Origin of the sequence: Streptomyces phyllanthi (assembly GCF_009377205.1) — a bacterium.
GTDB classification, from domain to species: domain Bacteria; phylum Actinomycetota; class Actinomycetes; order Streptomycetales; family Streptomycetaceae; genus Streptomyces; species Streptomyces phyllanthi.
This window is the reverse complement of the sequence record NZ_VJZE01000252.1, coordinates 1-13,374: the sequence shown is the minus strand read 5'-3', so window position 1 is coordinate 13,374 and position 13,374 is coordinate 1. Positions and strand designations below refer to the sequence as shown.

Sequence of the window (13,374 nt, the reverse complement as noted above, 5' to 3'; positions counted from 1 at the left end):
GGCGGGGTCCGTACCCGCCGGACGGCGGGGCCGGACCGGACACTCGCCGGATACTCCGCGCCCGGGCCGCTCACCAGCCTCGAAACATGACCCAGAACGCAGACGACACAACCCTCGCGGTGCCCACGACCACTCCACCCGAAGCCGGCCGGAACGTGCGGGACGAGGCTCCGCGGGGCGGACGATCCTCGACGGCCCGCCTGATCGGTGTGGACCTCGCCCGCGGGCTCGCCGTCTTCGGCATGTACGCGGCCCATGTCGGCCCCGACCCCTCCGAAGGCGGAACGACCGGCTTCCTCATGGAGCTGGCGCACGGCCGGGCTTCCGCGCTCTTCGCCTTCCTGGCCGGTTTCTCGATCATCCTGATCACCGGACGCCGGGCCCCCAAGACGGGCCGGGCGGGCCGTCAGGCGGTCGCCAAGGTGGTGATCCGGGCGCTCGTCCTGCTGGTCGTGGGCACCGCGCTCACCCTGACCGGAACACCGGTCGAGGTGATCCTCGCCTTCTACGGCCTCTACTTCCTGCTCGTCCTCCCGCTGTACCGGCTCGGCGCCCGCCCGTTGGCCGTCATCGCCGCGGCCGGCGCACTGCTCCTGCCGCAGGCCCTGTACGTCATCCAGGACGCCCTGAACGCCGGTGAGAGCGACCCGGGCGGCATCTGGACCTGGCCCGCGGACGCCGACGGCATCGTCTCGCTGCTGTTCACCGGCAGCTACCCCGCCCTCACCTGGATCCCCTTCGTCATCGCCGGCATGGCCGTGGCCCGCCTCGACCTGGCCGCCACCGCCGTACGCCTGCGTCTGGCGATCACGGGCGTCGCGCTGGCCGCGCTCGGGTACGGCGGCTCCTGGCTGGCCCTGCACCTGGTCCCCGGCGCCCTGCCGGCGATCAGCGCGTCCGGCTGGGGCGAAGGCGGATCGGCCGCGTCGGCCTGGTGGTCCGACACCTGGGGCTACCCCGACGGCAGCACCCCGGCGGCGCTTCTGGTGGCCTCTCCGCACAGCGAGACCACGCTCTCGATCGTCGCCAACACCGGTGTGGCGATCGCGGTCCTGGCCGCATGCCTCGCCGCCGTCGACGCCCTCCCACGCTTTCACCGCCTCGTCCGCCCGGTCATCGCCGTCGGTTCGATGTCCCTGACCGCGTACGTCCTCCACGTCGCCGGCATCCAGCTCCTCGGTATCGAGGAACTCCCCGGTTCCCCGCCGCACGTGCTGCTCGGCTTCCTCGTGGCCGTGACCGTGTTCGCGACGCTCTGGTCCCGCCGCTTCCGCCGCGGACCCCTGGAGTGGCTGCTCGGCAAGGCCACCAGGCCCGCAGAACTGGTCCGCTGAGGAACCGCCCGGCCCGCCGGGAGAACGCGGGCCGGGCAGTGGTGTCGCAGGTCAGCAGATGCGCGGCAGTTGCTCGCCCAGCGGCAGGTCCACGACCCGGGTGCCCCCGAGGCCGGTCCGGGCGACGACCATGCCGGGGTGCTCGGCCACACAGGTGCCGATGACGGCGGCACCGGCGCCCTGCGGGTGGGCGCGCATCGCCGCGAGGACGGCGTCGGCGTGCTCGGGCGGTACGAAGGCCACCAGGCGCCCCTCGTTGGCCACGTACAGCGGGTCGAGCCCTAGGAAGCCGCAGGCGGCGGCCACCGAGTCCGGCACGGGCACGGCGCTCTCGGTGAGGACGACACCGGTACCGGAGGCGGCGGCGATCTCGCACAGCGAGGTGGCGAGCCCGCCCCGCGTCGGATCCCGCAGCACGTGCACGTCCTTCGTGACCTCCAGCATCGCGGCCACCAGTCCGCCCAGCGGCGCGGTGTCACTGACCACGTCGGAGCCGAACTCCAGCCCCTCGCGCACGCTCAGCACCGCCACTCCGTGCGCCCCGACCGGCCCGCTGACGATCACCACGTCACCCGGCGCCGCCCGCTGCGGACGGATGTCGACGCCCTGCGGGATCAGCCCGATACCGGACGTGTTGACGTACACCCCGTCACCGTGGCCCGCCTCGACGACCTTGGTGTCACCGGTCGCCACCGTCACCCCGGCGGCGCAGGCGGCCGCCCCCACGGCCCGGGCGACCCGGCCCACCACGTCCAGTCCGACGCCCTCCTCCAGGATGAAGGCCGTCGACAGGTACGCCGCCCGCGCGCCGCTCATTGCCAGGTCGTTGACCGTGCCGTTGACCGCCAGGTCGCCGATGCTGCCACCGGGGAAGAACAGCGGCCGTACGACATAGGAGTCAGTGGAGAACGCCAGCCGGGCGCCGCCCAGTTCGACGGCCGCGGAGTCGGTGAGCGCCGCAAGGGTCTCGTTTCCGTACGCGGCGGCGAAGAGATGCTCCGTCAGCTCGCCGGAGAGCGCCCCGCCGCCACCGTGGCCCATCACGATCACCGGGTGGTCGCGCAGGGGCACGGGGCAGGACCAGTTCGCGGGATCGACGGTCGTCCCGGTCGCGTCCGTGTCAGCCAACGGGGGCCACCTCCAGCCGCCGGTACAGGTAGTACGCCGCACAGGCACCCTCGCTGGAGACCATCGTGGCGCCCAGCGGAGTGCGCGGGGTGCAGGCCGTGCCGAAGGACGGGCACTCGTGGGGCTTGATCAGTCCCTGGAGCACCTCACCGCTGCGGCAGTCGGCGGACTCGGCGGTCCGTACGTCGCCGACGTCGAAGCGGTACTCGGCGTCGTACGCGCGGAACGCGTCGGACAGCCGCCAGCCGCTGTCCGGGATGGTGCCGATGCCGCGCCAGGCCCGGTCGGTGACCTCGAAGACCTCCTCGATCATGCGGAGCGCCGCCGGGTTGCCCGCCTCGCGCACCGCGCGCGGGTAGGCGTTCTCCACCCGGTGCTCCCCGCGCTCCAGCTGACGGACCGTACGGCGCACGCCCTCCAGGATGTCCAGCGGTTCGAAGCCGGTCACCACGATCGGCACCCGGTGGCGCTCGGCCAGCTCCGGGTATTCCGCGGTGCCCATCACGCTGCACACGTGGCCGGCCGCCAGGAAGGCCTGCACCCGGCACTCGGGAGCACGCATGATCGCCTCGACGGCGGGCGGCACGCGCACGTGCGAGACCAGCAGGCTGAAGTTCCCGATGCCCAGGCGGCGGGCCTCGTGGACGGTCATCGCGTTGGCCGGGGCCGTGGTCTCGAAGCCGATCCCGAAGAACACGACCTCCTTGTCCGGTTCGCGCCGGGCGATCTCCAGGGCGTCGAGCGGCGAGTACACCACCCGGACGTCGCCGCCCTCGCCCTTGACGCGGAACAGGTCACGGTCGGTGCCGGGCACGCGCAGCATGTCGCCGAAGGAACAGAAGACGACATTGCGGCGGGACGCGATCGCCAGCGCCTTGTCGATCATCTCCAGCGGTGTCACACACACCGGGCAGCCGGGCCCGTGGATCAACTCGACCTCCTCCGGCAGGAGTTGGTCGATTCCGTGGCGGATGATCGAGTGGGTCTGCCCGCCGCAGACCTCCATCATCGCCCAGGGGCGCGTGACGGTGGCGCGGATCTCGTCCAGCAGCCGACGGGCCAGCTCGGGGTCGTGGAACTCCTCGATGTACCTCATCGCACGCCCTCCTGCTCCGTGGCCTGTTCAGGGACCGCCCCCTCCACCTCGGCGCGCGCCCACGCGTCGCCGAACTCCTCCTCCAGCAGGCCGAGTTGCTCGAACAGCTCCAGTGAGGCGCGGGCCGACTCCTCGTCCAGCCGCTGGAGCGCGAAACCGACGTGGACGATGACGTACTCGCCCACCTCGGCGTCCGGGACGTAGGCCAGGCACACGTCCTTGACCACGCCTCCGAAGTCGACCCGCGCCATGCGCGTGCCGTCCCGGTCCTCGATCCCGACCACACGGCCGGGCACTGCCAGGCACATCAGCGTCCTCCTTGTCGTTGCCGTCGTTGCCGTCGATGCCGTCGATCCCCGTGCGCCGCCACGACCAGCTGGCCGAGTGCGAGACCGCCGTCGCCCGGGGGCACCCGCCGGTGGCGGAGCACCGTGAAGCCGTCCGCCGCCAGCAGCGCGGCGCATTCGGCGTCGAGCAGCGTGTTGGCGAACACCCCGCCCGACAGCGCGGCCACCACCACACCCGTCTCCCGGCGGGCGGACCGGCAGACCGCCGCCACGGCCGCCGCGACCGCGCGGTGGAAGCGGGCGGCGATCACCGGCACCGGTACGCCGCTCCGCAGGTCGGCCACGACCGCGGCCAGTACCGGTCCGGGATCCAGGCCACCGGCGAAGGCATACGCCCCGGTCCGCTCCGGCCAGGCGAGAACCGCGGACGCCTCCAGCTCGATCGCGGCCTGCGCCTCGTAGCGGGCCCGGTGGCAGATCCCGGTCAGGGAGGAGACCGCGTCGAAGAGCCGGCCCATGGAGGACGTCGCCACACAGGCCGTGCCGCGCTCCAGCTGCCGTTGAAGCAGACGCAGTTCGTCGGGCGCGCAGGCGGCGACACAGGGCAGGTCCGGATCCCAGGGCAGCCCCGCCGCACGCAGCCGGGCCAGCGCCATACGGCACGGGTTGGCCACGCCCGCGTCACCGCCGGGCAGGTGCGCGTACGGCAGCCGGGCGAAGCGGCGGTAGCCGTCGTAGCCGGCGATCAGTACCTCGCCGCCCCAGACCGCCCCGTCGTCGCCGTATCCCGTGCCGTCGAAGGCGACGCCGATGACGCGCGTACCGCCGTCGACGCCGTGCTCGGCCATCACGGACGCGATATGGGCGTGGTGATGCTGCACCGGGCACACCGGGAGACCGCCGGCTGCCGCGGCGCGCCGCGCCCAGCGGGCCGAGTGGTACCCGGGGTGCCGGTCGGCCGCCAGCAGCACGTGGTCGATCCCGGTCAGCGCGCGCAGCCGCCCCACGGCCCGCTCGAAGGCCCGTACGGTGGCCAGGTCGCCCATGTCGCCGATGTGCGGCGAGAACCAGGCGCTGCCCTCCGCCCCGAGGCACAGGGCGTTCTTGAGGTCACCGCCCACGGCGAGGGCCGGGACGACGGGTACGGGCAGCGGGACCGGCTCCGGGACATGGCCGCGCGACCGGCGCAGGACGACCTCGCCGCCCCCGTCCGCGCGGACGCGCACCACGGAGTCGTCGCAGGGCGCCTCGATGACCCGGTCGTGCCACAGCCAGGCGTCGGCGATCCCGGTGAGCCGCTCCAGCGCCTCGGCGTCGTCGGTGACGATCGGCTCCCCGGAACGGTTGCCGCTCGTCATCACCAGGACGTCAGGGCCCGGAGGATCGCCCGGCAGCCCGAACAGCAGCCGGTGCAGCGGGGTGTACGGGAGCATCACCCCGACATCCGGGCTCCCCGGACACACCTCCTCCGCCAACCCGGGGGTCCCCGCCTCACGGCGCAGCAGCACGATCGGCCGCCGGCGGCCCGTCAGCAGCGCCGCCTCCTCGGGGCTCACCCGGGCCAGCCGCTCGGCCACCGCGAGGTCGGCGCACATGACGGCGAACGGTTTGCCGCCGCGCTCCTTGCGCTCGCGCAGGGCGGTGACCGCCCGTTCGTCGCCGGCGTCGCACGCCAGGTGGTAGCCGCCCAGCCCCTTGACGGCCAGCACGGCTCCCCGCGCCAGCAGCCGCCGTGCCTCCGCGAGAGCCTGCCCGCCCTGGTACGGACGGCCGCCGGGAACGGTGAGCCGCAGCACGGGCCCGCAGTCGTGGCACGCCACCGGCTGGGCGTGGAAGCGGCGGTCGGCCGGGTCCGCGTACTCGGTGGCGCACTGAGGGCACAGGGGGAACGCCGCCATCGTGGTCGTCGCCCGGTCGTAGGGCAGACCGGTGGAGATGGTGAAGCGGGGGCCGCAGTGCGTGCACGTGATGAACGGGTGCCGATGACGGCGGTCCGCCGGGTCGGCCAGCTCCCGCAGACAGTCCTCGCAGGTCGCGGTGTCCGGCGGAATGAGCGTCCCGCCCGCGCCACTGTCCTTCGACGCGTCGATGGCGAAACCGGTCGCGCCGAGGGCGGGGACGGTCTCGTACGCCACCTCCCGCACGTCCGCCAGGGGTGGCGGCCTCTCGGTCAGGGCCCGGCAGAACTCCGCCACCGACTCCGGGGCGCCCTCCACCTCGGCGACCACGCCCTCGGAGCCGTTGCGTACATGGCCCGCGAGACCCAGCTCCGCCGCCAGCCGGTGCACGAAGGGCCGGAACCCCACGCCCTGCACGGTCCCGCGCACGGTCACCCGCCGCCGTACCGCCGAGCCGCGGGCCGTCGTCGCGGAGGTCACGCGGTGGTGGGCCGGGGCGCGCGCCCGTGACCGTGGTCGTGGTCGTGTTCGTGGTGACGGTCCTGAGCGGGGCCGTGGTCGTGGCCGTGCGCGCGCAGGTGCTTCGCCGCCAGCAGCGGGGCGTGCGGCGCCACTCCGCCCGCGACGGCGAGGACGCGGTCGAGCAGGGTGTCGACACCCTGGCCGGTGCGGGCCGAGGTGCGCAGGATCTCCACTCCGGGATTGACGCGCTCCACGGCCGTGGTGAAGGCCGCGTCGTCGAAGCCGACGGCATCGGCGATATCCGTCTTCGTCAGCACCACGAGATGGGCCGCGCCGAACGCGGTCGGGTACTTCAGCGGCTTGTCCTCGCCCTCCGTCACCGACATCAGCGTCACGCGCAGCGTCTCGCCCAGGTCGTAGGAGGCGGGGCAGACGAGGTTCCCGACGTTCTCCACGAACAGCAGGCGCGTCGGGTCCGGCAGCCAGTCGTCGATCAGCGCGCGTACCTGCGCCGACTCGAGGTGGCACAGTCCGCCGGTCAGCACCTGCCTCACCGGCGCTCCCGAGCGGGCCAGACGGCGGGCGTCGTTCTCCGTCGCCAGGTCCGCGGTGAGGGCGGCGACGGTCTGGCCGCGCTCGCGCGCACGGCGCAGCACCAGCTCCAGCAGCGCCGTCTTGCCGCTGCCGGGGCTGGAGAGCAGATTGACGGCGGTCACCCGCCGCCTGGCCAGTTCGGCGCGGAGTTCCGCCGCCAGACCGTCGTTCTTGGCCAGCACGGCCGTCCGTACGTCGACGCTGCGGCACATCACGGGCTCCCTGCCATTCGTACCTCCGCCAGTTCCAGTTCCCGCCCGGTCAGCAGCTCGGCCGCCGCGGTGTCGCAGTGCGGGCACCACAGCGCCGGTGGCGAGCCGACCGCGAAGCGGGCGTCGCAGCCGCCGCAGCGGGCACGGGCCGGTACCTCTTCGATGACCAGCTCCGCGCCGTCCAGTGCGGTGCCTTCGGCGACCAGCGAGAACGAGAAGCGCAGCGCGTCCGGGACCACACCCGCCAGCTCCCCGATCCGCAGCGTCACACCCGCCACCGCGTCCGCCCCGTGTTCGCGGGCGACGTCCTCGGCGCTCTCCACGACAGCGGCGGCGATCGACAGCTCGTGCATGGTCCGCCACGCTAGGCACGGCCCGGGCCCCCGCCCGGCACGCGCCAGCGGACGGAGTGGGGTTTTCCCCCGGCCGGCCCAAACGCACCAGCCCCGGGGGCGTGCCTCCGGTGCCGTGCGGCGACGGCCGGGGAGCATCGCCGCGTGATGCGGATTCTGCTTCTCGCCAGCGCGTTCAACAGCCTCACCCAGCGGGTCTTCGCGGAACTGCGCGACCTCCGGCACACGGTCTCCGTGGAGCTGGCGCTCGGCGACGACCAGCGGCTCACCTCAACGGTCCGCCGCCACGCCCCCGAACTCGTGCTCGCCCCCATGCTGACGACCGCCGTCCCGGAAGAGATCTGGTCGGCGTACCCCTGCCTGATCGTCCACCCGGGACCGCCCGGCGACCGGGGCCCGTCCTCCCTCGACCGGGCGGTGCAGCAAGGCGTCGAACGGTGGGGAGTGACCGTCCTGCAGGCCGTGGCCGAGATGGACGCCGGACCGGTCTGGGCGTCCGCGGACTTCGCCGTGCCCCCGGACATCGGCAAGAGCGACCTGTACCGGGGGGAACTGGCCGACGCCGCCCTGCGTGCGGTGCTGCTCGCCGTCGACCGCTTCGCCTCGGGCTCGTACGCCCCGGTCATGCCGTCCGCCCACACCTGGCAGCCGTATCTGCGTCAGGAGGAACGCCGCATCGACTGGGCGCACGACACCACCGCGACCGTCCTGCGCAAACTCCGCGCCGCCGACTCCCGGCCCGGCGTGCTGGACTCCTTCCTGGGCGGCGAGTGGTACCTCCACGGCGGCCACCCCGAGCCCCACCTCACCGGCACACCGGGCGAGTTCCTGGCCACACGGCACGGCGCGATCTGCCGCGCGACGGTGGACGGCGCGGTATGGATCCCGGAGCTGCGCCCGCGCCGCAGACCGGGCGGCCCGGCAACGATCAAGCTCCCGGCGGCTCAGGCGCTCCCGGAGGGGCGTGGTCGACCGTCCACGACCGGCAGCCGACACCCGACGGGCGGAAGCTACGCGGACATCACCTACGAGGAACAAGGAACCGTGGGCTTCCTGCGTTTCCGCTTCCCCGGCGGCGCCATGAACACCGACCAGTGCCGCCGCCTCCTCGCCGCCTACCGGCACGCCCGCACCCGCCCGGTCGACCTCGTCGTGCTCGGCGGAAGAAGGGACTTCTTCTCCAACGGCATCCATCTGAACGTCATCGAGGCAGCCCCCGACCCCGCCGCCGAGTCACTGGCCAACATCGAGGCCATCGACGACCTGGTGGAGGAGATCCTCACCACCACCGACCGGCTCGTGGTCGCGGCGCTGCCCGGCAACGCGGCCGCGGGCGGCGCGATGCTGGCCCTCGCGGCGGACGAGGTGTGGTGCCGCGGCGGTGCCGTCCTCAACCCGCACTACCGGCTGATGGGCTTGTACGGCTCGGAGTACTGGACCTACACCCTGCCGCGCCGGGTCGGCCCGGCGGTCGCCGCGCGGCTCACCGAGGAGGCGTTGCCGCTCACCGCCACGGCCGCCCGGGCGCTCGGGCTGGTGGACCGTGTCGTCGAGTGCGCCCCGGGCGAGTTCGAGGGGGAGGTCGCCCGGATGGCCGCACAGCTGGCCCGTTCCGCGGGGCTTCCCGCCCGGCTGGGCGTGAAGAAGGCCGCTCGGGAGCGCGACGAGACCGTACATCCCCTCAGCGCCCATCGCGCGGCCGAACTGCGGCGCATGCGGGCCGTCTTCGACGACCCGGCCGCTCCGTACCACGCGCTGCGCTCCGCCTTCGTACGCAAACGACGGCCGCACGCGACACCGGACCACCTCCGAGCCGAGACGCCCGACCACCTCCGAACCGAACCCGGTCACCTCCGAACCGAGCCCGACCACCTCCGAATGGATTGCCCGAATGGTGAGTGATTGACCGGCATGTCAGCCTGCTGCGGGGGACGCCGCGCCAGGAAGGGATCCCATGAGCACCGACACCCAGGCCCCCGCGGCCGTGGAAGAGGTTCACATCCTGTGGACCTCCGAGGGCATGAGCTGTGACGGCGACACCATCTCGGTCACGGCGGCCTCGCTGCCCAGTCTCGAGGACGTGGTCCTCGGAGCCATTCCGGGACTGCCGAAGGTGGTCCTGCACAACAAGGTGCTCGCCTACGAGACCGGTGACGACTTCACCCGGGCCTTCCACCAGGCCGCGAACGGCGAACTCGGTGCCCCGTACGTCCTCGTCGTGGAGGGCTCGATCCCCAACGAGCGCATCAACGGCGACGGTTACTGGACCTCGATGGGCAACGACCCCCGTACGGGCGAGCCCATCACCTTCAATACCTGGATCGACCGGCTCGCCCCCGGCGCCTTCGCCGTCGTCGCGATCGGCACCTGTGCCACGTACGGCGGTATCCATGCCATGGCGGGCAACCCCACGGGCTGCATGGGCCTGGCCGACTACCTGGGCCGTGACTTCCGCTCGGCCGGCGGAATGCCGATCATCAACGTGCCCGGCTGCCCCGTCCAGCCCGACAACTTCATGGAGACCGTGACCTGGCTCCTCTACCAGGCCGCCGGGTCGGCTCCGCCCCTCCCGCTCGACGAGCAGCTGCGCCCCACCTGGCTGTTCGGCAAGACCGTGCACGAGGGCTGCGACCGCGCCGCGTACTACGAGCAGGGTGACTTCGCCAAGGACTACAACTCGCCCAAGTGCCAGGTGAAGATCGGCTGTTGGGGCCCGGTGGTCAACTGCAACGTCACCAAGCGCGGCTGGATGGACGGCCTCGGCGGCTGCCCCAACGTCGGCGGCATCTGCATCGGCTGCACCATGCCCGGCTTCCCCGACAAGTTCATGCCGTTCATGGACGAGCCGCCCGGCGCCAGCATCTCCTCCGGTCTCGTCGCGTCCACCTACGGGCCGATGGTGCGCAGGCTGCGCGCCATCACCAACCGCTCGGTCAACACGGAGCCCAGGTGGCGCCACAACCGCACCGAGCTCACCTCCGGCTTCGCGCCGCGCTGGCCCGGCAAGTGACCCCCGAAACCACCGCGTTCCCCCTGTGCGAAAGGAATCCGTCCAGTGACGACGAGCCAGGCCGCTCCCGCGGAGCAGCGCACCCTCACCGACGTCGCGTTCGACCCGATCACCCGGATCGTCGGCAACCTGGGCATCTACACGAAGATCGACTTCAACACCCGTGAGGTCGTGGAGTGCAGGAGCACGTCCTCGGTCTTCCGCGGCTACAGCGTCTTCATGAAGGGCAAGGACCCCCGCGACGCCCACTTCATCACCAGCCGCATCTGCGGTATCTGCGGGGACAACCACGCCACCTGCTCGGTGTACGCGCAGAACATGGCGTACGGGGTGAAGCCGCCGCCGCTCGCCGAGTGGATCATCAACCTCGGCGAGGCCGCCGAGTACATGTTCGATCACACGATCTTCCAGGACAACATGGTCTTCGTCGACTACTGCGAGCGCATGGTCAAGGAGACCAACCCGGGCGTGTGGGAGCGGGCCCGGCGCACCCCCGCGCCACGCGGCGACCAGCACGGCCACCGCACCATCGGCGACATCATGAGCTCGTACAACCCCTTCGAAGGGGCGACGTACAAAGAGGCGCTGGTCATGAGCCGCCTCACCCGCGAGATGATCTGTCTCATGGAGGGGCGCCACGTGCACCCCTCCACGCTCTACCCGGGCGGTGTCGGCACGGTCGCCACACCCCAGCTGTTCACCGACTACCTCGTCCGTCTCACCCGCTGTCTGGACTTCGTCAAGCGCGCCGTCGCCATGAACGACGACGTCTTCGACTTCTTCTACGAGGCCCTGCCCGGCTACGAGGAGGTCGGCCGCCGCCGCACCCTGCTGGGCTGCTGGGGCGCCTTCCAGGACCCGGAGATCGTCAACTACGACTACAAGAAGATGAACGAGTGGGGCAGCCGCATGTTCGTCACCCCGGGCATCGTGGTCGACAACCAGCTCGTCACCACGAACCTGGTGGACATCAACCTCGGGATGCGCATCCTGCTCGGCAGCTCCTACTACGAGGACTGGACGGGCGAGGAGACCTTCGTCGACAAGGACCCGCTGGGCAATCCGGTCGACAAGCGCCACCCCTGGAACCAGACCACCCTGCCCGCCCCGCAGAAGCGCGACCTGAACGGCGGCAACTACAGCTGGGTGATGAGCCCCCGCTGGTTCGACAAGCGCACCAACGACTTCCTCGCCCTGGACACCGGCGGCGGCCCCATCGCCCGCCTCTGGGCCACCGCCCTCGCCGGAAAGGTCAACACGCCCTACGTGCGCTCGACCGGGCACAGCGTGCAGATCGACCTGCCGAAGACCCCGTCGTCGCCCGAGCGGCGGCTGGAGTGGACGCCCCCGCCGTTCCCCAACACCATCGAGCGCAACCGGGCCCGTATGTACTTCGTCGCCTACGCGGCGGCCATGGCCTTCCACTTCGTCGACCGGGCCCTGAACGAGGTCCGCTCCGGCGTCACCAAGACCTTCCAGGACTTCAAGGTGCCCAAGGACGCGATCGGCGTCGGCTTCCACGAGGCGGTGCGCGGCGTGCTCAGCCACCACCTGGTCATCCGCGACGGCAAGATCGCCAACTACCACCCGTACCCGCCGACCCCGTGGAACGCCAGCCCGCGCGACTTCTACGGCACCCCCGGTCCGTACGAGGACGCCGTACAGGGCTGCCCGATCTTCGAGGAGAACGACCGGGACAACTTCAAGGGCATCGACATCATGCGCACCGTCCGCAGCTTCGACCCCTGCCTGCCGTGCGGCGTGCACATGTACCTCGGCGGCGGCCGCACCCTCACCCAGTCCCACTCGCCGACCTTCGGCGCCCTGGCCGGCTAGGCGGACCGCAGATGCCCTTCGAACCCTGGGACGACGCGTACGCCCGCGGCCAGGTGGCGCTGGCCGAGGAGCGGCTGTCCGGACTGGACGCCCTGCCGGACGGCCTCGCCGCGGCCCGGGCCGCGCAGACCGTGGAGACACTCGTCGGCCTGTACGGGGAGTGTCTGGGACGGATCACCGCCCGGCTGGCCGGACACCCCGACCTGCTGGGCCGGCTGGCGGCCGACGAACTGGTCGGGCATCTCCTGCTGGTCCACGACCTGCACCCGGACCCGGTGGAGACCCGGGTCCGGGAGGCCCTCGCCGCACTGCCCGAGCCCCCGGAGGTGCTGGAGCTGTCCGGCACGGCGCTCCGGGTACGGATCCGCGGCGGGGGCTGCGGATCGGCCGCGGCCGAGCAGGCGGTACGGGACGCCGTGGCCGCGCGGGCACCGGAGATCGAGGACGTACGGGTGGAGAACGGCGGCGCGGCGGGCGGGACGCTGATCCCCGTCGACGCGCTGTTCCGCGACCGTACGCCCGTCGCGGGAGGTGCCTGCGGATGAGCGGGCCGCGGATGACCGGGCTCCGGCGAGTGGCCCGGCAGGCGGCCCGGGCCGGCAACCGGGGCGACCAGGAGCAGCGGTGCGACCTGTGCGCCGAGCCGCTGCCGACCGGGCACCCCCACCGCCATGTGCTCCAGTCCGCCACCGGCGCCGTCTCCTGCGCCTGCCGCGCCTGCGCCGTGCTGTTCGACCACGGGACGGCCTCGGCCGGCGGCTACCGGCTCCTGCCGCAGGAACGCCGACGCCTGGACGGCTGCCGAGTCGACGATGCCCTGTGGGCGGGCCTCGGAGTCCCCGTCTCCCTCGCCTTCTTCACCCGTTCGGGCGAGACCGGGGAGATCATCGCGGCGTACCCGAGCCCCCTGGGCGCCCTGCGTGCCGTCGTCCCCCCGGACAGCTGGCAGGAGGTCGAGAAGTGCCATGCCGACCTGCCGGAGTCCGTCACCGACGTACGGGCCCTGCTGGTGCACCGGGCCCGCGGGGCGAGCGAGCACTGGCTCGTCCCGCTCGACGACTGCTACCGCCTGGTCGCCGTCGTCCGCGCACACTGGAAGGGGCTGGACGGCGGCCCCGAGGTGTGGCAGCGGGTCGATGACTTCTTCCACGAACTGACCGGACC

At 72.5% G+C, this 13,374-nt stretch carries 12 protein-coding genes; 6 read left to right on the top strand and 6 right to left on the bottom strand.

Features of this window, described 5'->3' with window-relative positions:
• The first annotated feature begins 86 nt into the window (after nucleotides 1–86).
• Nucleotides 87–1,334, top strand: a complete 1,248-nt coding sequence (locus tag FNH04_RS28655; protein WP_152788679.1) for a DUF418 domain-containing protein — start codon at nucleotides 87–89, stop codon at nucleotides 1,332–1,334.
• Between the two features lie 51 nt (nucleotides 1,335–1,385).
• Here the strand turns inward: FNH04_RS28655 and hypE are convergent, their stop codons facing one another.
• The 6 genes from hypE to hypA all read right to left on the bottom strand — a co-directional run bounded on the left by hypE (nucleotide 1,386) and on the right by hypA (nucleotide 7,364).
• Nucleotides 1,386–2,375: a hydrogenase expression/formation protein HypE gene (hypE, locus tag FNH04_RS28650; RefSeq protein ID WP_152788682.1), complete on the bottom strand. Its 990-nt coding sequence runs from the start codon at nucleotides 2,373–2,375 to the stop codon at nucleotides 1,386–1,388.
• A 79-nt stretch (nucleotides 2,376–2,454) separates the two neighbouring features.
• Nucleotides 2,455–3,558 carry a hydrogenase formation protein HypD gene (hypD, locus tag FNH04_RS28645; protein WP_152788678.1) on the bottom strand — a complete coding sequence of 368 codons (1,104 nt, stop codon included), beginning with the start codon at nucleotides 3,556–3,558 and terminating at the stop codon, nucleotides 2,455–2,457.
• Nucleotides 3,555–3,866 carry a HypC/HybG/HupF family hydrogenase formation chaperone gene (locus tag FNH04_RS28640; protein WP_152788677.1) on the bottom strand — a complete coding sequence of 104 codons (312 nt, stop codon included), beginning with the start codon at nucleotides 3,864–3,866 and terminating at the stop codon, nucleotides 3,555–3,557. Before FNH04_RS28640 ends, hypD begins: the two co-directional genes overlap by 4 nt.
• Nucleotides 3,866–6,223 (bottom strand): carbamoyltransferase HypF, encoded by a 2,358-nt coding sequence (gene hypF / locus FNH04_RS28635; RefSeq protein ID WP_322724107.1) that lies wholly within the window; start codon nucleotides 6,221–6,223, stop codon nucleotides 3,866–3,868. Before hypF ends, FNH04_RS28640 begins: the two co-directional genes overlap by 1 nt.
• Complete coding sequence (gene hypB / locus FNH04_RS46740) at nucleotides 6,220–7,011, bottom strand: hydrogenase nickel incorporation protein HypB (RefSeq protein ID WP_194236845.1); 792 nt, start codon at nucleotides 7,009–7,011, stop codon at nucleotides 6,220–6,222. The genes hypF and hypB overlap by 4 nt, the downstream gene beginning before the upstream one ends.
• A complete protein-coding gene (gene hypA, locus FNH04_RS28630) occupies nucleotides 7,011–7,364 on the bottom strand; it encodes a hydrogenase maturation nickel metallochaperone HypA (RefSeq protein WP_152788676.1) in 354 nt (117 codons plus the stop codon). Before hypA ends, hypB begins: the two co-directional genes overlap by 1 nt.
• A gap of 147 nt (nucleotides 7,365–7,511) precedes the next feature.
• On the opposite strand from hypA, the gene FNH04_RS28625 reads away from it, so the two are divergent.
• The 5 genes from FNH04_RS28625 to FNH04_RS28605 all read left to right on the top strand — a co-directional run.
• Nucleotides 7,512–9,266, top strand: coding sequence for an enoyl-CoA hydratase-related protein (locus FNH04_RS28625; RefSeq protein WP_152788675.1), 1,755 nt, complete (start codon nucleotides 7,512–7,514; stop codon nucleotides 9,264–9,266).
• Between the two features lie 52 nt (nucleotides 9,267–9,318).
• Entirely contained in the window at nucleotides 9,319–10,374 is a 1,056-nt protein-coding gene (locus FNH04_RS28620; protein ID WP_152788674.1) for an NADH-quinone oxidoreductase subunit B family protein, read from the top strand.
• Nucleotides 10,375–10,419: 45 nt separating this feature from the next.
• Complete coding sequence (locus FNH04_RS28615) at nucleotides 10,420–12,210, top strand: nickel-dependent hydrogenase large subunit (protein ID WP_322724103.1); 1,791 nt, start codon at nucleotides 10,420–10,422, stop codon at nucleotides 12,208–12,210.
• Between the two features lie 11 nt (nucleotides 12,211–12,221).
• On the top strand, nucleotides 12,222–12,755 hold the full coding sequence (locus FNH04_RS28610; protein ID WP_152788673.1) for a nitrogen fixation protein NifU: 534 nt from the start codon (nucleotides 12,222–12,224) through the stop codon (nucleotides 12,753–12,755).
• On the top strand, nucleotides 12,752–13,374 hold a 623-nt coding region (locus FNH04_RS28605), incomplete at its 3' end, for a DUF5947 family protein (RefSeq protein WP_152788672.1). The genes FNH04_RS28610 and FNH04_RS28605, both read left to right, overlap by 4 nt.